At 69.3% G+C, this 21,771-nt stretch carries 17 protein-coding genes; 8 read left to right on the top strand and 9 right to left on the bottom strand.

The features are described 5' to 3' along the window. Window positions 1–184: 184 nt before the first annotated feature. Complete coding sequence (locus OXS27_RS15150) at window positions 185–2,035, bottom strand: AsmA-like C-terminal region-containing protein (RefSeq protein ID WP_267357092.1); 1,851 nt, start codon at window positions 2,033–2,035, stop codon at window positions 185–187. A gap of 329 nt (window positions 2,036–2,364) precedes the next feature. Between OXS27_RS15150 and OXS27_RS15145 the strand changes: the two genes are divergently transcribed. Together OXS27_RS15145 and OXS27_RS15140 are read left to right on the top strand one after the other, a co-directional pair. Further along, a complete protein-coding gene (locus tag OXS27_RS15145; protein ID WP_267357090.1) occupies window positions 2,365–3,105 on the top strand; it encodes a CoA transferase subunit A in 741 nt (246 codons plus the stop codon). Between the two features lie 170 nt (window positions 3,106–3,275). Beyond that, entirely contained in the window at window positions 3,276–3,938 is a 663-nt protein-coding gene (locus tag OXS27_RS15140; protein WP_267357088.1) for a 3-oxoacid CoA-transferase subunit B, read from the top strand. 90 nt (window positions 3,939–4,028) lie between these two features. Here the strand turns inward: OXS27_RS15140 and OXS27_RS15135 are convergent, their stop codons facing one another. The 3 genes from OXS27_RS15135 to OXS27_RS15125 form a co-directional block, all read right to left on the bottom strand. After that, entirely contained in the window at window positions 4,029–4,715 is a 687-nt protein-coding gene (locus tag OXS27_RS15135; RefSeq protein WP_267357086.1) for a metal ABC transporter permease, read from the bottom strand. A 164-nt stretch (window positions 4,716–4,879) separates the two neighbouring features. Continuing rightward, window positions 4,880–7,579 carry an aconitate hydratase AcnA gene (gene acnA, locus OXS27_RS15130; protein ID WP_267357084.1) on the bottom strand — a complete coding sequence of 900 codons (2,700 nt, stop codon included), beginning with the start codon at window positions 7,577–7,579 and terminating at the stop codon, window positions 4,880–4,882. 319 nt (window positions 7,580–7,898) lie between these two features. Continuing rightward, window positions 7,899–8,699 (bottom strand): CDC27 family protein, encoded by an 801-nt coding sequence (locus OXS27_RS15125; RefSeq protein WP_267357082.1) that lies wholly within the window; start codon window positions 8,697–8,699, stop codon window positions 7,899–7,901. A gap of 118 nt (window positions 8,700–8,817) precedes the next feature. Here OXS27_RS15125 and OXS27_RS15120 point away from each other — a divergent pair, with 118 nt between their 5' ends. Further along, window positions 8,818–10,218: a leucyl aminopeptidase family protein gene (locus OXS27_RS15120; protein WP_267357080.1), complete on the top strand. Its 1,401-nt coding sequence runs from the start codon at window positions 8,818–8,820 to the stop codon at window positions 10,216–10,218. 8 nt (window positions 10,219–10,226) lie between these two features. Here the strand turns inward: OXS27_RS15120 and chrA are convergent, their stop codons facing one another. Then, complete coding sequence (chrA, locus tag OXS27_RS15115; protein ID WP_267357078.1) at window positions 10,227–11,597, bottom strand: chromate efflux transporter; 1,371 nt, start codon at window positions 11,595–11,597, stop codon at window positions 10,227–10,229. Then, a complete protein-coding gene (locus OXS27_RS15110) occupies window positions 11,555–12,727 on the bottom strand; it encodes a M20 aminoacylase family protein (RefSeq protein ID WP_267357077.1) in 1,173 nt (390 codons plus the stop codon). The genes chrA and OXS27_RS15110 overlap by 43 nt, the downstream gene beginning before the upstream one ends. A gap of 197 nt (window positions 12,728–12,924) precedes the next feature. On the opposite strand from OXS27_RS15110, the gene OXS27_RS15105 reads away from it, so the two are divergent. Together OXS27_RS15105 and OXS27_RS15100 are read left to right on the top strand one after the other, a co-directional pair. Then, window positions 12,925–13,122: a hypothetical protein gene (locus tag OXS27_RS15105; RefSeq protein WP_243923646.1), complete on the top strand. Its 198-nt coding sequence runs from the start codon at window positions 12,925–12,927 to the stop codon at window positions 13,120–13,122. Between the two features lie 9 nt (window positions 13,123–13,131). Then, a complete protein-coding gene (locus OXS27_RS15100) occupies window positions 13,132–13,584 on the top strand; it encodes a DUF3761 domain-containing protein (RefSeq protein ID WP_267357144.1) in 453 nt (150 codons plus the stop codon). A gap of 120 nt (window positions 13,585–13,704) precedes the next feature. On the opposite strand, the gene OXS27_RS15095 is transcribed toward OXS27_RS15100, so the two are convergent. Then, the gene (locus OXS27_RS15095; protein ID WP_243923648.1) at window positions 13,705–13,977 is read right to left on the bottom strand and encodes a hypothetical protein; all 273 of its coding nucleotides are present in this window, start codon (window positions 13,975–13,977) and stop codon (window positions 13,705–13,707) included. 344 nt (window positions 13,978–14,321) lie between these two features. Between OXS27_RS15095 and OXS27_RS15090 the strand changes: the two genes are divergently transcribed. Together OXS27_RS15090 and OXS27_RS15085 are read left to right on the top strand one after the other, a co-directional pair. After that, on the top strand, window positions 14,322–15,068 hold the full coding sequence (locus OXS27_RS15090) for a Crp/Fnr family transcriptional regulator (protein WP_243923650.1): 747 nt from the start codon (window positions 14,322–14,324) through the stop codon (window positions 15,066–15,068). A gap of 279 nt (window positions 15,069–15,347) precedes the next feature. Continuing rightward, window positions 15,348–17,189: a hypothetical protein gene (locus OXS27_RS15085; protein WP_267357074.1), complete on the top strand. Its 1,842-nt coding sequence runs from the start codon at window positions 15,348–15,350 to the stop codon at window positions 17,187–17,189. Between the two features lie 10 nt (window positions 17,190–17,199). Here the strand turns inward: OXS27_RS15085 and OXS27_RS15080 are convergent, their stop codons facing one another. After that, complete coding sequence (locus tag OXS27_RS15080; protein WP_267357073.1) at window positions 17,200–19,680, bottom strand: heavy metal translocating P-type ATPase; 2,481 nt, start codon at window positions 19,678–19,680, stop codon at window positions 17,200–17,202. A 220-nt stretch (window positions 19,681–19,900) separates the two neighbouring features. Between OXS27_RS15080 and OXS27_RS15075 the strand changes: the two genes are divergently transcribed. After that, entirely contained in the window at window positions 19,901–20,512 is a 612-nt protein-coding gene (locus OXS27_RS15075) for a glutathione S-transferase family protein (protein ID WP_267357071.1), read from the top strand. On the opposite strand, the gene OXS27_RS15070 is transcribed toward OXS27_RS15075, so the two are convergent. Further along, window positions 20,494–21,768, bottom strand: a complete 1,275-nt coding sequence (locus OXS27_RS15070; RefSeq protein WP_267357069.1) for an ATP-binding protein — start codon at window positions 21,766–21,768, stop codon at window positions 20,494–20,496. The genes OXS27_RS15075 and OXS27_RS15070 overlap by 19 nt on opposite strands. Between the last annotated feature and the right edge of the window lie 3 nt (window positions 21,769–21,771).

Genomic DNA, 21,771 nt, shown 5'->3' with positions numbered 1-21,771 from the left:
TTGACCGTCCGCGACGCCATCGCGACGCGACCGAAAGCGCGCTTCACCGACGTGATCGCGGAACACGATGGAGAACCGGGAAACGCCGGAACGGCCGTCGGACTCCTCATCTTAGAATGCGCGCGTTGCTTCGGGCCACGCGATGCCCCTGTCACGGTGCGCCGCCGTGCACTCTGGAGGAAACTCAAGGTGCGTAAGCGCGCGCATTCACCGGCAGGTCCTGCGCACCCGCGGCCAGACCCTGCAGGTCAGGCGGTCCGAAGGCTGCTGGCGACGCCCCCTCCCCCGCCAGGGTGACCGCATCCGGCCCCTCGACATGGGCGGCAGTTCGGACGCCCAGAGCAGTCCATGGCCCCGAAACCGCGAATAACAGGCCGCGGGACGGATCGGCCGGACTGCGCAGGGCCAGATCGCCCCGGAGATCGAGCCGCCGCCCCGGCAGCGAAACGTGCCCACGCACATTCGCGCCCACGTTCGGCCCGAGCAATCCCGCCTCGACGATCTCGCCGACCCCGTCCGTGAACCGGACCGTGACGGCGGCGCGCTCGATGGCCGTCCGGCCGTTGCGCCGCGCCAGCGCTCCGGCGGCCACAACGCCGTTGCGGTGGACGACATCGGCGAGATCGAGACCCGTGATCGCCCCGCTCGCGACGGTGAGCGCGGCTCGGCCTCCGAGATGCCCGAGCAACGCGACCGTGTCGCGCCCGCTGGCCTCGAGGTTGAATTGCCCCTGGGCCGGGCCAACCAGCCAACGCGCGCCGCCGATCCCGCCCAGCAGACCGCCGAGATCGACCCGGTCGAGGCTACCCTGCAGGCGCATCTCGGTCTCGGCCGAATCGGCGCCACGCGCGAGTGCCACGCGGCCCTTGACCAAGCCATCCTGGATCCGTGCCCGGTTCACCGCAATTTCGAGCGCGCCATCCCGCACGAGAACGCTCGCCGCAAGATCCTGAACCGCGACAGATCCGGCTTGGCCTGCGGTGGCCGAAAGGCGCAGATCGAGGTCGCCCCCGGTCATCGGCGCCAAGGCCAGCGGCACGGGGTCGGATCCAAGGAGCAGCCCGGCGTCATCCGCCAGGGGCCCCAAGTCGAGCGTCTCGGCGGCAAGCGTCGCCTGCACCGAGAGACGCGGAGCCGGGCCGGGACCCAGCACGACGGCGCCCGCGCCCTCCAGCATGTTCCGACCGAGCCCGAGTTGCAGGCGGGTCCAGGATACGGATCGGTCCGTCGTCTCGAACGAGCCGGCGAGCGAGAACACCCCGGCGAGCGGCGACAGGGGTACCTTCAGGCCGACCCAGGCGAGGCTCTCCGGCAGGGATCGGGTCTCGCCGCGCATTTGCCCGGCCAGACTGGGCCATCCGGACCTCGACACGGCCGGCTCCACCGTACCGTCGATCGCGAGGCTGCCATTCGGCCATGTCACCGCGCCGGTGATCGGGCTGCGCCGGCCGAGAACGACGTCGTTCAGGCGGAGATGCGCGACCGTGAACTGTGTCGGCACGTCCCGCCACGTCAGGCGCGCGCTACCCTCGGCGGACGCGCTCCAAGACGGCCACGACAGGTCGAGGTCGATGTCCCGGGCCATGCCATCCCCGGTACGCCCGCCGCTGACGGTGAGCCGGGTGGGATGGGCCGTCGCGCCGGATCGAGCCCGCTCGGCGAGGCGAGCCAGGACGCCGCTCCACGCCGCGGCTCGCCCAGACAGGACTCCCTCTGCGAGATGCAGGCCACCGGCCGCCGCGCGACCGGTCAGGAGACCGATGGGATCGAGGTCGATGCCGAGGCGCCCCTCCTCCACCAGGGGCGGACCACCCCCGTCAGTGGCGATGCGCACACGTTCGAAGCTGAGCTTGGGCAGGGGCAGCGGCGTCAGATGGGCAGGACCCTCGACGCTCAGGGTCAGACCATAATCCGCGAACGCGCGCTTCGCGAAGGCCTGCGCCCGGCCGCTATCGATCGGCCAGTCGTGCAGGCCGAGCCCGACGGCGACGAGAGTCACGGGAACGAAGAGGACGATCGGGCGGCGCAGCGACATCTGACTCTGAACGGGACCGCGGATGCGGCCGAAGCCGGGTGCCGCGCCAGCTCGCCGAGCCGCCACGGCCCGGCAGGGACTGCATGTTGAGACGCCTGTTTAGCGTCCGTGGCGGGATTTGTCTGCTGGCCTTGCGTGGGGGCCTCTCGGGGCACCGTCCCGTGCCCGCACGCAACCGGCGTTACGGATACCCGGGAGCGTACGAGCTCACGCAGTGCAGCACTGGATTTCGCTCCCGGAATCGGGAACAGCAAGCGCTGAGGAAACGCGCGCTTCGCGGATGTAGCCCAGGTGCGGCCGGTCGCGGCCGGCGTGGAAAGGACGGTTCGATGAAGAAGGTCTACACGGATGCCGCCGCAGCGCTCGCCGGCCTCCTGCACGACGACATGATGGTGATGTGCGGCGGTTTCGGCCTGTGCGGCATCCCGGACGAGCTGATCGAGGCGGTCCGCCTCTCGGGCGTCAAGGGTCTTACCGTCGTTTCGAACAATGCCGGCATCGACGGCGTCGGCCTCGGCAAGCTCCTCGACACGCGACAGGTGCGTAAGATGATCTCGTCCTATGTCGGCGAGAACAAGGGATTCGCCCGCCAGTACCTCGGCGGGGAGTTGGAGATTGAGTTCAACCCGCAGGGCACGCTGGCCGAGCGAATCCGCGCAGGCGGCGCCGGCATCCCGGCCTTCTTCACCAAGACCGGCGTCGGCACCAAGGTTGCCGAGGGCAAGGAGGTGCGGGAGTTCGACGGCGAGCAGTACGTGATGGAGCGCGGTCTGTTCGCCGACCTCGCCCTGGTCCATGCCCATACGGGCGACACCGAGGGCAACCTTCGCTACCGGATGACCGCCCGCAACTTCAACCCGATGATGGCCACCGCCGCCAAGATGACGGTGGCGCAGGTGGAGCACCTCGTGAAGCCGGGTGAGATCGACCCCGACACGATCCACACCCCGGGCATCTTCGTGAAGCGGATCGTCGACGTGGGCGTGCGCGACAAGCGCATCGAGCAGCGCACGACGCGCAAGCGCGGCGACAGCACCCCGGCCGCGGCGGCCGGCGGCGGCACGCACTAGCCGCATGCTTCTCTCCTCCCCCTTGTGGGGAGGAGCCGGAGGTGGGGGTGGTGCAGGATTGAGCGTTTCGGTGCCGCCTGACCACCCCCACCCCTAACTCCTCCCCGCAAGGGGGAGGGGAAAGCCAGATCCGGCCGCGCGTGAGCGCACCACGCTATCAGGAGACCATCATGGCCTGGACCCGCGAGCAGATGGCGGCGCGCGCCGCCAAGGAACTGCAGGACGGCTTCTACGTGAACCTCGGCATCGGCATCCCGACACTGGTGTCGAACTACATCCCCGACGGCATGTCGGTGCAGCTCCAGTCAGAGAACGGCATGCTCGGCATGGGCCCCTTCCCCTACGAGGGCGAGGAGGACCCTGACCTGATCAACGCCGGCAAGCAGACCATCACCGCCCTCCCGACCACCAGCTACTTCTCCTCGGCCGATTCCTTCGGGATGATCCGCGGCGGGCACATCAACCTGTCGATCCTCGGCGCCATGCAGGTGGCCGGCAATGGCGACCTCGCCAACTGGATGATCCCCGGCAAGATGGTGAAGGGGATGGGCGGCGCCATGGACCTCGTGGCGGGCGTGAAGCGCGTCGTCGTAGTGATGGAGCACGTCGCCAAGAACAAGGACGGCACGGAGAGCGCCAAGCTGCTCAAGGCCTGCGACCTGCCGCTGACCGGGACCCAGGTCGTCGATCTCGTGATCACCGATCTCGGCGTGTTCGAGATCGACAAGAAGGGCGATGGCGGCATGACGCTCATCGAGCTGGCCGACGGCGTCACCGAAGACGAGATCCGGTCGAAAACTGAGGCGGATTTTTCGGTAGCTCTAAAAGGCTGACACGGGAATGCTCGGCGCGCGATGCCGCCGAGCAGTTTTCAGCACGTCAGCGGCCCGCTCGACGCATCCCGTCGGGCGGGCCGTTTCGTTTTACATCGGCGGGGTCAGGCCATCCTTGCCGACCGCCACCAGCTTGCCCTCGGCCTTAGCACCGTCCTTGGCGACAACGGCGAAGACCTTGGAGCCAGGCGTCAGGATCGCCTTGTCGGCCGGCTGGAAGGCCACGATCGGCGCCGAGGCCGGCACCACGATCTCCTTGGAGCCGTCCTTGCCGTAGCTCACCGTCAGGGTTCGCTCGCCGCCGGTGGCCGCCTTGTCGGCCTTCACGGTGCCGTTGGTCATCGCGCTCTTGACCTTCGGGGCGTTCGACGACTCGGCCTTGACGGTGCCGTTGGTCATCGCGCTCTTCACCTTGGCGCCGGCGCCCGCGGTCTGGTCGGTGATCGAATCCCAGCCGTAATGGCCCTCGCCGGTGCCGCGCATCGCCTCGGGGAAGAGGACCACCTCAAGGGCGGTCATCGGGTTCTCGCCCTTGGTCGCAGTGCCGATGAAGACGCCGTCCTTGATCTGGTCGAGGCTCGACGGGACCACCCAGGCGAACTTGGCGCCGGAGACATCGACGGTCTCGGACTTGCCGTCGTCGGTCTTGATCGTGACCGTGTTGCCATCGGCCTTGTCGACGGTGCCGCGGACGCGCTCGACCTGCGCGGCAAAGGCAGCGCTCGACAGCAGGGCTGTGAGGCCGGCGGCAACGAGGGTCTTGCTGAGGTGCTTCATCGAAGTCCCATTCTGAATACAGGACCCGGATTATGGTGCCTTGCGCGCGTCAAACAAGGTTGCGCGCAAGTGAAATACCTCGGCCGGAGTAACAAAAAAGGCGGCGCCGATACTGCGCCGCCTCGTATCGTGTGAAGGGGGCGGCCCTGGGGCCGCCCGGTGGATCAGGCCGCCAGGGTGCGCAGCACGTAGGGCAGGATGCCGCCGTTGCGGAAGTATTCCAGTTCGTCGAGCGTATCGATCCGGCAGGTGAGCGGCACCTCCTTGACCGAACCGTCGGCGGACTTGACCTGCGCGATCAGCGTCTGGCGCGGCTTCAGCTCCCCCGACAGGCCCTTGATGGTGACGGTCTCGTCACCCTTGAGGCCGAGCGAGTCCCAGGAGGTCTCGCCCTGGAACACCAGCGGCACCACGCCCATGCCGACGAGGTTCGAGCGGTGGATGCGCTCGAAGCTCTCCGCCACCACGGCGCGGACGCCGAGCAGCTTCGTGCCCTTCGCCGCCCAATCGCGCGACGAGCCGGTGCCGTATTCCTTGCCGGCGAAGATGACGAGCGGCGTGCCCTGCTCGGCGTATTTCTGCGCCGCATCGTAGATGAACATCTTCTCGCCCGAGGGCTGGAACAGCGTCCACCCGCCTTCGACCACGTTGCCCGTCTCATCCCGCACCATCTGGTTCTTGATGCGGATATTGGCGAAGGTGCCCCGCATCATCACCTCGTGGTTGCCGCGCCGCGTGCCGTACTGGTTGAAGTCCTGCACGCGCACCTGATGCGACTGCAGATACGCGCCAGCCGGCGAAGCCGCGCGGATGTTCCCCGCGGGCGAGATGTGGTCGGTCGTGATTGAGTCGAGGAACAGGCCGAGGATCCGAGCGTCCGCGATGTCCTCGACCGGCTTCGGGGTCTTCTCCATGCCGACGAAGTAGGGCGGGTTCTGAACGTAGGTGGAGCCCGGGTTCCACGCGAAGGTCTCGGCCTCGGTGACCTCGACATCCTTCCAGTTCTGATCGCCGCTGAACACGTCGGCGTAACGCGACTTGAACAGCGCCGAGGTGATGTTCTCCTCGATGAACTGCTGCACCTCGGCCGAAGACGGCCAGATGTCCTTCAGGTAGACCGGCTTGCCCTCGGGATCGTGACCCAGCGGCTCGGTGGTGATGTCGATCTGCATCGACCCGGCCAGCGCGTAGGCCACCACCAGCGGGGGCGAGGCGAGATAGTTCGCCCGCACGTCGGGGTTCACCCGGCCCTCGAAGTTGCGGTTGCCCGAGAGCACCGCCGCAGCGACCACGTCGTTGTCGTTGATCGCCTTCGAGATCGCCTCCGGCAGCGGGCCGGAATTGCCGATGCAGGTGGTGCAGCCGAAGCCGACAAGGTTGAAGCCCAGCGCGTCCAGAGGCTCCTGCAAGCCGGACTTTTCGAGATATTCGCCGACCACCTGCGAGCCGGGCGCCAGGGAGGTCTTTACCCAAGGCTTGGAGCGCAGACCCTTGGCGACGGCGTTGCGGGCCAGCAGCCCGGCGCCGATCATGACCGAGGGGTTCGACGTGTTGGTGCAGCTCGTGATCGCGGCGATCACCACGTCACCGTGCCCGATGTCGAAGTTGGTGCCCTCGACGGCATAACGGCGCGCGAGATCGGCGGCCTTCTTGAACTCGGTCTCCATGGAGGCCGCGAAGCCCGGCTTGGCGCCGTCCAGCAGCACCCGATCCTGGGGACGCTTCGGGCCAGCGAGCGAGGGCCGGACCTCGCCCATGTCGAGCTCCAGCGTGTCGGTGAAGACCGGATCGGGGGTCTGGGCGTCGCGCCACATGCCCTGTGCCTTGGCGTAGGCCTCGACCAGGGCGATCCGATCGTCGGCACGGCCGGTGACCTTCAGGAAGTCGATGGTCTTCTGATCGACCGGGAAGAAGCCACAGGTCGCGCCGTATTCCGGGGCCATGTTGGAGATCGTGGCCCGGTCGGCGACTGCCATGTCGTCGAGGCCGGGGCCGTAGAACTCCACGAACTTGCCGACCACGCCCTTCTTGCGCAACATCTGGGTGACGGTGAGCACGAGGTCGGTGGCGGTGGTGCCCTCGGGCAGCTTACCCGACAGCTTGAAGCCCACGACCTCGGGAATCAGCATCGAGAGCGGCTGGCCGAGCATGGCCGCCTCGGCCTCGATGCCGCCGACGCCCCAGCCCAGAACCGCCATGCCGTTGACCATGGTGGTGTGCGAATCGGTGCCGACCAGCGAATCCGGGTAGGCCACGTCGGACCCGTCCTCGGACTTCGTCCAGACGGTCTGCGACAGGTATTCCAGATTCACCTGATGGCAGATGCCGGTGCCGGGCGGCACCACGGAGAAGTTGTCGAAGGCCGATTGGCCCCACTTCAGGAAGGTGTAGCGCTCGCCGTTGCGCTCGTATTCCAGCGCGACGTTGTCGGCCAGCGCCTTCGGGGTACCGAACTCGTCGACGATCACCGAATGGTCGATCACGAGATCGACCGGGACCAGCGGGTTGATCTTCTGCGGATCACCGCCGAGCGCCACCATGGCGTCGCGCATGGCGGCCAGATCGACCACCGCCGGGACGCCCGTGAAGTCCTGCATCAGCACGCGAGCGGGGCGGAAGGCTATCTCGACCTCGGCCTTGCCCTTCTGCTCAAGCCAGCCGACGGCGGCCGCGATATCGGCCTTCTTGACCGAGCGGTCGTCCTCGTAGCGCAGCAGGTTCTCCAGGATCACCTTCATGGAGAAGGGGAGCGCCGCGGCGGAAGCAAGGCCGTTCTTCTCGGCCTCGGGGATGGAATAGTAGGTGTAGGTCTTGCCGCCGGCTTGGAGCGTCTGGCGGGCCTTGAAGCTGTCGAGTGATGGCACGGCTGGTTCTATCCTCGCTGCGGTTGTCGAACACGCACAGGCAAGACCTGCGCTACGAATTTGTGTTCGGCCTGTGTAGCGCCCAACGGGCGCGCGCCGCCCCGGGAGTGCCCGGGTAGGAGACGATGCGCGGGGGCGATTTGGACGCCCGTGATGCCGCGCGGCGCAGCCAAGCAGAGATATAGAACTTTTCGAATCTGGCCGCTACCGGGTTGCGATGACAGGTGCGTTTTCCTGTCGGCGGGTGCAGGGTCGCAGGCAGGCGCGCTTCCTGTTCCCTCTGGACCGGGGTGAAGCGCGTTGAGCAGCCGGCTGGAGGTTACCCCTCGCTCGGCACGCCGCCCTTCGACAGCGCCTTCAACCGATTCGGCTCGGCGGCGGCCTTGCGCAAGGAGGCGACGTTCGCGGCGGCCTCCGCGGGGCTCATGTCCCGACGCAGGATCGCCTCGGCATCAGCGGTGCGGCCCTTCAACCCCAGCACCAGGGCGAGATTCGCCCGCACCCGGGCATCGGCGCCCGGCTGGTCGGCCGCGAGCCGTAGGGTCTGCTCGGCCTGGTCGAGGTTCCGCGAGAGCGCGTAGGACAGGCCCAGGTTCGACAGCAGAGACGGCTCGTTCGGCCGGATCTTGAGCGCGGCCTCGTAGAAGCCCTGCGCGCGTACCTGATCACCGAGCTGGGCCGAAGCCGAGCCTTGGGCCGACAGGATGCGCCAATCTGGCGCGGCCGGGGAATGGGCATTGGCCAGCACGTCGATCGCTTCGCGGTAGCGGCCGAGCTCGACCAGCGACTTGCCGTAGGCGCCAAGCAGGAACGTATCGCGCGGGTTGCGCAGGGCCGCCTGCTGCAGCACCGCCGAGGCTTGGCTGATCTGGTCGTTGGCGCGCAGAGCCCGCGCGTAAGCGACCGCCGCGCGGCCATCGTCGGGATTGGCGTTGAAGCGCTCGGCCAGGGCTTCGACGTTCTGTCGGGACGCCGCCGGGCGGTCCCCGATCGAGCCGGTGGTCTCGGGTCCGGAGGTATTGCAGCCCGCCAGCCCCAGCGCCAGCAGGGCCATCGCGAGGGTGGCGCGGCGTCCGGCCGGAATCTCGGGGCGGACGATCCGGATCAGGGCGGTCATCATGGTACGCGGCGCCTCCGGGCAGACCGAGGGCGCGGGCCTGTGCTTCACCCCTCCGGCCGGCCGGTGGTAGAGCGTTAACCCTAATCACCGGTTAAGCCCTCCAACCTGCAAGAGGCCCATGACCCAGGCCGCGTCCCCATCGACGATCCCCACCTTCCTGCCCGGCGATGCGCCCTCCGTGCCGGTGACGCTCGTCACCACCGGATCGTGGAGCGCGGCGCAGGCAGACCTGGACCCGACCCAGCGACGCTTCGCGGACGCCCTCGGCTTCAAGCCGAAGGCGGGAAGCCTCGCCCTGCTGCCCGGCCCGGATGGCGGGATCGCCCGGGTCCTGTTCGGCCTCGGCGATCCGGAGGCGGCGGCTTATGACCGGCTGATCGTCGGCAAGCTGCCGGGGCTGCTGCCGGAGGGCCATTTCCGCGTGGAGAATGCCCCCGACCCCGCCGAGGCTGCCCTGGCGTGGCTGATGGGCAGCTACCGCTTCGGTCGCTACCGCGCCGGAAACGGCCCGAAAGCCCGGCTCGCGGCGCCGGCCGGCATCGACGCCGCCGAGGTGGAGCGGATCGCCGCCGCGGTGGCGTTCGGCCGCGACCTGATCAACACGCCCGCCAACGACATGGGACCCGCCGAGATCGAGGCCGCCGCCCGGTCGCTCGCCCGGTGCCACGGTGCCACGGTCGCGGTCATGGACGGCGACGCGCTCGCCCGAGACTATCCCCTGATCCACGCGGTCGGCGCCGCCTCGCCGCGGGCGCCGCGGCTGATCGACCTGACCTGGGGGCCGGAGGACGCGCCGCGCGTAACCCTCGTGGGCAAGGGCGTTGCCTTCGATACGGGCGGGCTCGACCTCAAGCCGTCCGCCGCGATGCTGCTGATGAAGAAGGATATGGGCGGCGCCGCCGCGGCGTTGGCCGCCGCCGACATGGTGATGGGCTCGGGCCTCAAGCTCCGCCTGCGGGTGCTGATCCCCGCGGTGGAGAACGCCGTCGCGGGCAACGCCTTCCGGCCGGGCGATGTGCTGCCGAGCCGGGCTGGGCTCAGCGTCGAGATCGGCAATACCGACGCCGAGGGCCGGCTGATTCTCGCCGACGCGCTGGCGCTGGCCGAGGCGGAGTCACCCGACCTGCTCCTCGATTACTCGACGCTGACCGGCGCAGCGCGGGTGGCGCTCGGGCCGGACCTGCCGGCCTTCTTCACAGAGGATGAGGTCCTGGCGGCGTCCGTCGCGGAAGCCGGCCGGAGCGCCGCCGACCCGATCTGGCGCATGCCGCTGCATGCACCTTATGCAAGCCTGCTCGATTCCAAGGTGGCCGACCTCAATAACGTCTCGGGCGGGCCCTTCGCGGGGGCGATCACCGCCGCCCTGTTCCTGCGCCGCTTCGCCCCCAAGACGAAGGCGCACGGCCATTTCGACCTCTACGGCTGGAACCCCTCGACCAAGCCCGGCCGGCCGGAGGGCGGCGAGGTCCAGACCGCGCGGCTCACCTACGCGCTGCTGAAGGCGCGTTACGGCGTCTGAGCACAAGGTCAGGCGAGACCCGCCTGTCGCAGCACCACCCCCGCCCCGGCGCAGAGCGCCAGGGTGGGCAGCGTTCCGAGCCCAAAGCGAAACACGGCGGCGATCGCCGCCAGCGTCAGCAGCAGCGCCGCCGGATCGAGGCTCGCCGGCACCGGCACGTCCAGGCGCAGCGGTCCGAGCGGCACTGTTACGACCTGCCGGAACAGCGTCCGCAGCCCGAACCAGACCGCGAGGTTGAGGATTACGCCCGCCACCGCGGCGGTGATCGCCGAGAGCGCCCCCGCGAGGCGCCGGCTGCCGCGCAGGCGCCCGATCAGCGGCGCGCCGGCGAAGATCCACAGGAAGCAGGGCACGAAGGTGACCCAGGTGGTGAGCAGCCCGGCGAGCGTCCCGGCGAGCAGCGGCGGCAGCGCCCCGGGCGCCCGAAACCCCGCCAGGAAGCCCACGAATTGCAGCACCATGATCAGCGGGCCCGGCGTCGTCTTGGCGAGGCCCAGCCCGTCGAGCATTTCGCCTGGCTTCAGCCAAGCGTAATGGTCCACCGCCTGCTGCGCCACGTAGGCGAGCGCCGCGTAGGCGCCCCCGAAAGTCACCAGCGCCATCTTGGAGAAGAACAGCGCCACCTGCCCGAAGACCGGCGGCACGCCGGGGGCGAGCAGGAGCGCCGCCACCGGCAGGAGCCAGATCGCGAGCCACAGCGCACCCATGCGCAGCGAGACCGCAGCGCCATCCCGCTCCCGCGGCAGCATCGCGGCGCCGATGAGGAAGCCGGCCTCGTCCGCCCCCGCGTCGGCGGCGGCGGGATCGGGGCCGCGGCGGCGGGCGAGACCGAGCAGTCCGGCGGCGATCACCACCAGCGGGAACGGCACGGCCAGCACGAACAGAGCCGCGAAGGCGGCGAGCGCGACGAGCCGATCGGTCCGATCGCGGAGCGCCCGGCCGCCGAGGCGCCAGAGGGCATGGAGCACGATCGCGAGCACCGCCGCCTTCAGGCCGAAGAACAGGCCGGCGACCGCGTCGACATGGCCGTACAGCACGTAGAGCCAGCTCAGAGCCATCAGGGCGATAAGCCCCGGCAGCACGAACAGGCCGCCCGCGACGAGCCCACCCGCCGGCCCGTGCATCAGCCAGCCGATATACGTCGCGAGCTGCTGCGCTTCCGGGCCGGGCAGCAGCGTGCAGAAGCCGAGCCCGTGCAGGAAGCGCCGCTCCGAGACCCAGCGCCGCTCCTCCACGAGGATCCGGTGCATCACGGCGACCTGGCCGGCGGGCCCCCCGAAGGACAAAGCCGCCACCCTGGCCCAGACCGGGACGGTCTCGGCCAGCGACGGCGCGATCACGCCGTGAGCGGCAACCCCGTCTCGATCAGGCGCGCCCACAGGGACGCTCCGTAAGGCGCAGCCGCGTCGTTGAAGTCGTAATGCGGGTGGTGGAGCGAGGCACTGTCGCCGTTGCCGATGAACATGTAGGCGCCGGGGCGGCGGCCGAGCATGTAGGAGAAATCCTCCGCGGTCATCATCGGCGCAACCGCCCGGTCGACGTTCTCCTCGCCCACGAGCGCCTCCGCGACATCGGCCATGAAGTCGGCCTCGGCGGGGTGGTTCTCGGTGACCGGGTAGCTCGATCCGAACTCGGTCACCCCCGTGGCGCCGAATCCGGCCGCGATCTCCGCCACCAGGGTCTCGATCCGTGCCTTGATCTGGGACCGCACCGCCTGGGACAACGTGCGCATCGTGCCCCGCATGGTCACGGTCTGCGGCAACACGTTGAACGCCTCGCCGGCATCGAGCGCGCAGACCGACACCACGGCCGATTGCAGCGGATCGAGGTTGCGCGCCACGATGCTTTGCAGGGCGATGATCACGTGGCTTGCCACCAGCACGCTGTCGACGGCGTTGTGCGGCAGGGCCGCGTGGCCGCCCCTTCCCTCAATGGTGAGGGTGAACCGGTCGGTGGAGGCCATGATCGGCCCCGGCCGGATCGCGAAGGTGCCGACCTTCATGCCAGGGATGTTGTGCATCCCGTAGACCGATTCGACGCCGAACCGCTCCATCATCCCGTCCTCGACCATCGCCTCGCCGCCGCCGCCGCCCTCCTCGGCGGGCTGAAAGATCAGCACGGCGGCGCCATCGAAATCGCGGGTCTCGGCGAGGTATTTGGCGGCCCCGAGCAGCATGGCGGTGTGCCCGTCATGGCCGCAGGCATGCATCGTGCCCGCCACGGTAGAGCGGTAGGGCAGATCGCGCACCTCCTGGATCGGCAACGCGTCCATATCGGCGCGCAGGCCGATGGCGCGGTTGGAGGACCGGCCCTTGCCGCGGATCACCCCGACGATTCCGGTCCGGCCGATGCCGGTCACGACTTCGTCGCAGCCGAAAGCCCGCAGTTGGTCGGCTACGAACCCGGCCGTGCGCTCGACGTCGTAGAGCAGTTCGGGATGGGCGTGCAGGTCGTGCCGCCACGCCTGCATTTCGTCGGCGAAATCGCGGATCCGTTCGAGGACGGGCATCGGTTCGGAACTCTCGGAGCCTGCGGGTCTCAGGACGACCAGCAAAGCCGGGGCCAGAGCCGGCGTCAACGGCTCCGCTTGGGGGTGCGGGTCTGCCGCCGCGTCCGGGTTTCAATCACTGCGTTACGCACTCCGCCAAGCTTCGCCTTATGATCAGGGTGCGATAGGGTCGCAATCCTCAACTTGAGGATGCATCCATGCGCTGGGCCGTACTGCTGTTCCTGGTGGCTCTCGCGGCACCGCTGCTGTTGTCGGCCTCGCCGGCTTCGGCGACGCCCGGGATGCTCAATGCACGTGGGTGCCACGGCCATCCGCGGCACTGCCACGCGCGCTCGGAATGGCGGACCAACCGGCGGGGTCGGCATTACGCCGCCGGCCGCTTCGTCCGGGATTGAGGCGCCGTGATGCGCTTCAGTCCCGGGAAGACCCTCGCCCTGGCGGCCCTGTCCGCGCTGGGATGGCTCTCGCTCGGTGCCCCGGATGCCGCGCGGGCCCGGGCCTGCGTCCAGCCGGAGGAGTCGAAGCTGGAAAGCCATCAGCACTATCGCAGCCGTCGGGACGAGTGCGACGTCCATGGTCCGGCAAAGTCGCTCGACGGCGGCAAGCCGGAGGGCGCCTCGGCGAAATGCCGCGACGGCACGTGGAGCTTCAGCCACTCCCGCAGCGGGACCTGCTCGGGTCATAAGGGCGTCGAGCGGTGGGAGAGCGGTGGCCTCATGGAGCCGCTGCCCGGCGGCGGAGCGAATCCGCACGCTGGAATCGAGACATCTCGGTGGGTCACCCTCTCTTTTGCGGACTTGCGGATTCACATATCGGGTCCGGCAACACCAATTCGGGTGAAAACCCAATCCGCTTGATCCTGTGGAGGACCGCTGAGGGTGGATTTCCGCCGGTCTGCTTCCACGCAGTAATCTGTGGAAGCGGACATCGCTTCCGCGCCCGCTCACGACCCTTTGCGGACGCCGAGGACTTCCGCTTCAAGGTCGGCGCTGCTCGGTCGCTTCGGCCGCTTCCCGCTCTGGCGCCTGATCGATGACGATGAGCACAGAGGCGGTCAGTATGTTCCGGCCAGCCCCGTCGCGAACCTCAGCCCGATACTGGGCAGCGGGCCGTCCCTTGTGTTCAGCTCCAAGCATATCGGCCAACGTCTTACGGACCACCTCCCGCACAGCAGCCTCGTCCGGCAACTCATGGCCGACGTCATCTATGGAGACGATGCTGTTGAAAGTGTCGATGAAGAAGCGGGGCATCAGGTGCTCCCGGTCGCAGGCGGGAGCGCTCGCCTCACCCAGTCGCTAGCGCCTGAAGTTGATCGGCCGCCGATGCATTCCTGTGCCTTATACATCTTCATAAAAATATAACTTACTTTGAAATACAGGAAAGATTATTTTTAAATTTCTACAATTTTGGGTAGAATTCCACATTCATATTATTGGAATATGACAATCATTACATATATTATAATTTAAAAACTGATTTAGATTAGAGTTTGCTTTCATATACAATTGTGTACTACCAGATTAACGTTCGGATGTTGGCGGAAAGAGGTCTTACAGTCCGCTTTCTTTAGCTTGGCCGAGCTGAAAGGAGGCGAATGTCCAATCCGCTGACCATGAAGCTCGAATACGGAGCCCGTCTGACAGACAATGACCGCGACGTCCTGCAGAACCTCACCAGAAGGACCCGCCGCATCGCGCGCCATTCGGACATCAGCCCTGAAGGCGAGCGGCCCGAGAACGTGCACCTCGTCGTGGAAGGCTTCGCCTGCCGCTACAAGACCCTTACCGATGGGCGGCGCCAGATCATGGCTTTCCTGGTGCCGGGAGACTTCTGTGACCTCCACGTCGCCATCCTTGGCCAGATGGACCACAGCATTGGCACCGGCTGGGGCTGTACCATCGTGGATATCCCGCGCTCGGCCATTGAGCATCTAACGGCTCACCACCCCCGCATCACACGAGCCCTCTGGTGGGCGACCCTAGTCGATGAGGGTACGCTACGGGCGTGGCTCGTGAACATGGGCCAACGCGACGCCGATCGGCAAATGGCGCATCTCGTCTGCGAGTTGCTCGTGCGCCTCAAGGTGGTCGGCCTCGCGACCCAGAACAGCTTCGAGTTTCCAATCACCCAGGAGGACCTCGCCGACACACTGGGGATCACCCCCGTACACGTGAACCGGGTCCTTCAGGACCTAAGAGGTCAGGGCCTGCTCGAATGGAGGAGCAAGCGCCTGCGCATCCCCGACGTGGCGCGGCTGATGGCGTTCGCTGAGTTTGATCCGAAATACCTGCATCTGAACCGGCGCGACGACGACGAACGTCCGCTCTCCGGCACTTTGTAGACTGGCTGCTGCGGAAGGTCTGCTCCCGGGAGAAGGCTTGATATCCGCTTCCCACCCCGAACTGTCGTTGCCGCACAGCTGACGAACGTTCGCTTCGGAGGAGCGCCAACAGCGATTCCGGGGGCCGGTCGGGTCGAAAGCAGCCGTCACAGGGGCAAGCTGATTGCGTTTCGACCCACGCGAGGTCGCCCGGCCCGATCTCGACAACGGAAGCCGACCCCCGGTTCACACCCCGGTAAGCCCGGGATGCGACCATGCCGCCGAGCGCGGGATCCCTGAATGACGAGTCTTGCCGGAACGCCGCTGCGCCGCGCGCAAGCCGGCCGCTCGCCCTTCGACAGCCCGACGCTGCTGATCGTGCTGGTTCTGGTCGCGCTGTTCGGCCTCTACGATCCGCGCAACCTCGCGCCGATCTTCGATCACCTGCGCCTGCCCGATACCGACGACATGATGCGCCTCGTCGGCGTACGTGATCTGCTGGCCGGCCAGGGCTGGTTCGATCCCGTGCAGCACCGGATGCTGCCGCCGGCGGGCATCCCCTCGCACTGGTCCCGCCTGATCGATCTGCCGATCGCGACTTTGATTCTGGCCTTCACGCCGATCCTTGGGCGGGCCGCGGCGGAGGGAGCCACCTGCGCCCTGTGGCCGGTCCTGCTGTTCGCCCTCTACGGGATGTTGGCGGGCTTCGGGATGCGCCGCCTGTTCGGATGGCGCACGGCCCTGCTGGTCCTGTTCGTCGCGCCGCAGACCGCCGTGTTCCTGAACGTTTTCCAGTTTGGGCGGATCGACCATCACAACGCGCAACTCTGCGCCGTACTGGCGATCGCACTAGCGCTGGCGGATCCGGCCCGGCGGCTGCAGCGCGGGCTGCTGGCGGGAGCCGTCGCCGGCCTGTCGCTGGCGATCGGGTTGGAGGCCTTGCCGGTGATCGCAGCGGCCGGACTCCTGGTCCTCATCGATTGGGTGCGCGACGGCGAACGCGCCGCCGGCCTGCTCGCGGGCTACGGTTTCGGTATGTTCGGGTCGAGCACGCTGCTGTTCGGCCTGCAAACGGCACCGGACCTCTGGGGCGTGACGGCCTGCGATGCCCTGTCCCCGCCCTGGCTCCTGCTGGCCGCCGGCGCCGCCACGGTCGGCGGCGCGGCCCTAGTGGCCGGGCAATGCGAGGTTGGACGAACCGGGCGCTGCCTCGTTGCGGGCCTCGTCGGCGCCGGGATGGCGGTCGGCTTCCTTCGGATCGCGCCGTCCTGCCTGTCCGGCCCGTTCACCGGCATGGACGACCTCGTGCGCACGTCCTGGCTCGACCAAGTGGACGAGATGCGCAGCTTTCCGCACTTCCTGCGCAGCGAGCTGGATGTCGCGCTGTCCAACGTCATGCCGATCCTGGTCGCGGCGCTCTATGCCGTCGCTATGGCCCTGCGCGCGCGGGCGCCCGACCGCCGCCGCTTCTTCATCGTTGTGGCGGCCCTCATCGTCCCGGGCGCGCTGATCGCGCTGGGGCAGGCGCGGGGTATGTACATCGCCGGGGCCTTCGTGCCGCTGCTCGGCGCGATCGCGCTCGACCGCGCCATCATGGCGCTGCGGATGCCCGGATCGGGACTGCACCGACTGGCGCTGGTCGTGCTGGCCATGGCGATGCTGAGCAAGGGCTGGGTTCTCGTCACCGCTCCGCCGGCGCGTCTGCTGGCTCCGGCCACCATCGGGTCGCAGAGCGTGCCCGTTTCAAACTGGCGGGCCTGCACGGCGCCCGCCGCCTACGCGGCCCTCGACCGGCTGCCGCCGGGGATCGTGCTGGGCAGCATCGATCTCGGGCCGCCCCTCCTGCTGATGACCCATCATGCGGTCGTGGCAGCGCCGTACCATCGCAACCTCGTGGGGATGCGAGCCGCGATCGAGGCCGCGGAGGGGTCAGAGGCGACGCTGCGGCGGATCACCCTGGCGCGCGGTGCCGATTACCTGCTGCTCTGCAAGACCGCCCTCGACCGGGCCGACGCCGGCAGGCCCGAACCCTTCGCGACGGATCTCGCCCGCGGCACCGTGCCCGCCCCGGACTGGCTCACGCCCCTCGCCGCCCTGCCGGACGGCTCGGCGCTCAGGATCTGGCGCATCCGCCGCGACTGATGCGACGCGCTCAGGCCACGCTCGAACGGGTCACAGAACCGCCGGCCCGGCGCAGGCGCAGCGCATTGCCGAGGACGAAGACGCTGGAGAACGCCATCGCGCCCGCGGCCAGGACCGGCGAGAGGGCCGGTCCGCCGAAGGGCACCAGCACGCCCGCCGCGATCGGGATCAGCGCGGCGTTGTAGGCGAAGGCCCAGAACAGGTTCTGGCGGATGTTGGCCATGACCGCCCGGGACAGCGCCAGCGCCTCCACCAGAGCATCGAGGGATCCCGACATCAGCACCACGTCGGCGCTCTCGACCGCGATGTCGGTTCCGGTGCCGATCGCGAGCCCGACGTCGGCCTCGGCCAAAGCCGGCGCGTCGTTGATGCCGTCGCCCACGTATGCCACGGGCCCGTGCTCCGCACGGAACCGCTGGACCGCGTCGACCTTCCCACCCGGCAGCACCCCGGCCGCCACGATGTCGATGCCCAGGCTCCGCGCGACGCCGGCCGCGGCGCCAGGATCGTCGCCCGTGACCATCGCGACCGCGAGGCCGCGCGCCTTCAGGTGCGCCACCGCCTCCCGGGCCCCGGCCTTCACGGGGTCGGCCACCGCCAGTACGGCGGCGTGGTGGCCGTCGAGGACGAGATGGATGGGGCTCCGGCCTTCAACCGACAGTTGCCCGGCGCGGGCCGTGAGGTCCGGGTCCGGGACAATGCCGAGCCGGTCGAGGAAGCGGGGCGCACCGAGCGCGACGTTTCGGCCCCCGACCCGGCCGAACACGCCGAATCCGTCGACTGCTTCGAAAGCGTCGGGCGCAATCACTTCGAGATCACGCGCCCGCGCCGCCGCCACGACGGCGCCGGCCAGCGGATGCTCGGAGCGCGTTTCGAGACCAGCGGCAAGCGCGAGGGCTTCGGTCTCCGAGAGGCCGGTCCGGGCGACGAGATCGGTCAGCCGCGGGCGGCCCTCGGTCAGTGTGCCGGTCTTGTCGAAGGCCACGAGGCGCACGTCGCGCAGGCGCTGCAAGGCCGCCCCGTCGCGGAACAGCACGCCCCGGGCGGCAGCCCGCCCAGTGCCGACCATGATGGCGGTCGGCGTGGCGAGGCCCATCGCGCAGGGGCAGGCGATGATCAGGACCGCCACGGCGTTGACCAGCGCCGTTCCCAAAGCGGGTGCGGGCCCCAGCAGAAGCCATCCGAGGAAGGTCGCGACCGCGATCGCAATCACCACCGGCACGAAGCGCCCCGTCACGCGATCGACCAGCGCCTGGATCGGTAGCTTGCCGCCCTGGGCCCGTTCCACCAGGGCGGTGATCTGCGCGAGCACCGTGGCGCCGCCCACCGCGTCGACCGTCAGGTCGAGGCTGCCGCGGCCGTTAAGGGTGCCGCCGACCGTCCGGTCGCCCGGCGCCTTGCGCACCGGGGCCGGTTCCCCGGTCACCATGCTCTCGTCGACATCGCTCGTGCCGGCGACCACCACGCCGTCGGCGGCGACGCGCTCGCCGGGGCGCACCCGGACCACGTCGCCAAGGCGGAGCGCGGCGAGCGGCACCTCGATCTCGGCATCGTCCCGGATCACCCGGGCGGTCTTCGGCGCAAGGTCCATCAACCGCGCGATGGCCTGCCCGGTCCGGCCCTTGGCCCGCGCCTCCAGGGTGCGGCCGAGCAGGATGAGCGTGACGATCAGCACGCTCGCCTCGAAATAGAGATGCGCCGCCCCCGCGGGCAGGAGGCCCGGCGTCAAGGTCGAGACCAAGGAGAAGAGGTAGGCGGCTCCCGCCCCCAGGGCGACCAGGGCGTTCATGTCTGGATGCCCGCGCAGCAGTCCCGGCACGCCGCGCAGGAAGAAGCGGCGGCCCGGCCCGGCAAGGACCAGGGTCGCCAGCACCGCCTGGATCAGGGCGGTCATGGATCCGCCGTGCAGGCCGGGCAGGACATGGCCACCCATATCGAGGACCACCACGGGCGCGGAGAGGAGCACCGCCGCGATCAGATCGCGATGCAGCAGCCGGGCCTCCTCGGCGCGGCGGGCTGCCGGATCGGCGGATGTCTCGGCGTCGTTGGGGTGAGCGTCGTAGCCCGCCTCCGCCACCGCGGCCACGAGGTCGGGGATCGCCACCAGCCCCTCGGGATGCCGGACTGCGGCCCGCCCGGCGGCGAGGTTGACGCTGGCATCCGTCACGCCCGGCACCGCGGCCAGGGCCCGCTCGACCCGGCCGACGCAGGACGCGCACGACATCCCGTCGATGATCAGCAGGCTCTGCACCTCGGGCACCGGATAACCCGCATTCGCCAGCGCCGCCGCGGCCTCGGCCGGGCCGGCGTCTCCGCCGAGGACGAAACTGGCCCGATTGGTCGCGAGGTTGACCGCCACGTCCCGGGCCCCCGGAAGCGCGGCGAGTGCCCGCTCGACCCGCCCGACGCAGGACGCGCAGGACATCCCCTCGACGGGGATGTTCAGAGCGATGGGGGCCGGGAGGCCACCGGGTCGAATCGCGGTGTTCATGGCCTCCAAGATGGGGATCGTCTGGGTGGGTCGACCAGGGGCTCGCCGGAAGTTGAACCGCATGGGCGGCATGTCCCTGCGCCGGATCGCCGATCGGGTTCCGTGCCGCCAACCGCCTAGCGGAAGGCGCGAGATTCGTTGCGAAGCGGCTCCGTTCCTCCAGCCTTGTGAGATCGGATGCCGTCGGCCAAGCTCAGGCCACCAGCGGAGGGAGATAGGCATGGCCGAGCCACTGACGATCTACGGCGATCCGGGCTCGGGAAACTGCCTGAAGGTCAAATGGGTCGCCGACCATCTCGGCATCCCGGCGACGTGGCGCGACGTGGACGTGCCCGGCGGCGGGACCCGCCGACCCGAGTTCCTGGCGCTCAACCCCGCAGGCCGGGTGCCGATCGTGGTCTTCCCCGACGGCGCCGTCCTATCGGAATCGAATGCCATCATCATCCATCTCGCGGAGGGCTCGCCCCTGATCCCGCAGGCTCCGTTCGCCCGGGCGCGGATGCTGCAATGGATGTTCTGGGAGCAGTACAGCCACGAGCCCTACATCGCGGTCCGCCGCTACCAGCTCCACTACCTCAAGCGCGCGCCGGACGAGCTTGACCCGAAGCTCGCGGAACGGGGCGCCGACGCCCTGCGGCTGATGGAAGAGACGCTCGAACGCTCCGCCTTCCTCGTGGGCGACGCCCTGACGCTCGCCGACGTGGCGCTCGTAGCCTACACCCGCATGGCCCACGAGGGCGGTTTCGACCTCGTGGATTATCCGGCGCTCCGAAGCTGGATCGGGCGCGTCGAGGCCGGGCTCGGGATCGGCGCCTATGGCGGGCCGCCCTGATCGGCGGCGGCCGGTCGCGCGGGGGCGGCGCCGTATTCCGGCAGGCTGACCCGCGCGACGGTCCCCTGCCCGAGCGTGCTCTCGATGGTGAGCCGCCCCCGGTGACGGTTGAGGCTGTGCTTGACGATGGCGAGCCCCAGGCCCGTGCCGCCGCGCGCCCGGCTCGACGCCACGTCGATCCGGTAGAAGCGCTCGGTCAGCCGCGGGATGTGCTCCGGCGCGATACCCGGCCCGTCATCGGCCACCGACAGGACGATCCGGCGGCCGAGCCGGGGATCCTCCTCGCGGCTCAGCCCGACGCTGATCCGGCCGCCGCCGTACTTCACGGCGTTCTCGATCAGGTTCTCGATCACCCGGACGAGTTCGTCGGCATCGCCGGCAACGCGATAGGGGCCGTCGCCGTCCGTGCACCCGATCGTGGCACCCCGCGCCTCGGCGGGGGGCCCCTGGGCATCGACCATCTGGCGAGCCAGCGCTCCGAGATCGACCACGCCGGTGGGGGCCACGTGCTCGCGCAGCTCGATCCGCGAGAGCGAGAGCAGGTCGTCGATCAGCCGCGTCATGCGCAGCGCCTGGACCCGCATGATCTCGAGAAAGCGCTCGCGGGCCGGTGCGTCCTCGCGGGCGGGACCCTGCAGGGTCTCAATGAAGCCGATCAGGGTGGCGAGCGGCGTGCGCAGCTCGTGGCTCGCATTGGCCACGAAATCGACCCGCATCGCCTCAAGGCGCCGGGCAGAGGTGAGGTCGCGCAGGAACAGCAGCGCGCTCAAGCCGGATCCGTCGGGCATCGGCAGGGCGCCGATCTGCACCTCGAAAGTCCGTTCCAGCGGCACACGGGTCGAGAGGGCGACACGACGGGGCAGGCCCGAACTCAGCACCGCCTCGACGCCGTCGAGCACCTCGGGGTCGCGGAGCGCGAAGGACAGGGGCCGGGCTTGATGCAGCGCCGGCAGCAGCGCCCGGGCGGCCGGGTTGGCCTCCACCACCAGGGTCCGCCGATCCACCAGGATGACCGGATCGGGCACGTGCGCGAGCAGAGCCTCGGCCAGACCGTGGCGCTGCGCGGTCGCGGCCGGCTGCGGTGGCGCCTGGACCGGGCCACGCCCGCCGAGCCAGCCGCCGAGGCAGATCGCGGCGAGGCCCGCGAGGATCAGCGGGAGGTCGAGGCGTCCGGCGAGCGCGACCGCGAGACCGAGCAGGCCCGCGGCGATCGCGGCACCGGTCCAGGCCGGGGAACTGCGCAGGCGCTCGGACATAGC

Origin of the sequence: Methylobacterium sp. GC_Met_3 (assembly GCF_026540775.1) — a bacterium.
Taxonomy (GTDB): Bacteria; Pseudomonadota; Alphaproteobacteria; order Rhizobiales; family Beijerinckiaceae; genus Methylobacterium.
This window is presented reverse-complemented; position numbering and strand designations above follow the sequence as displayed.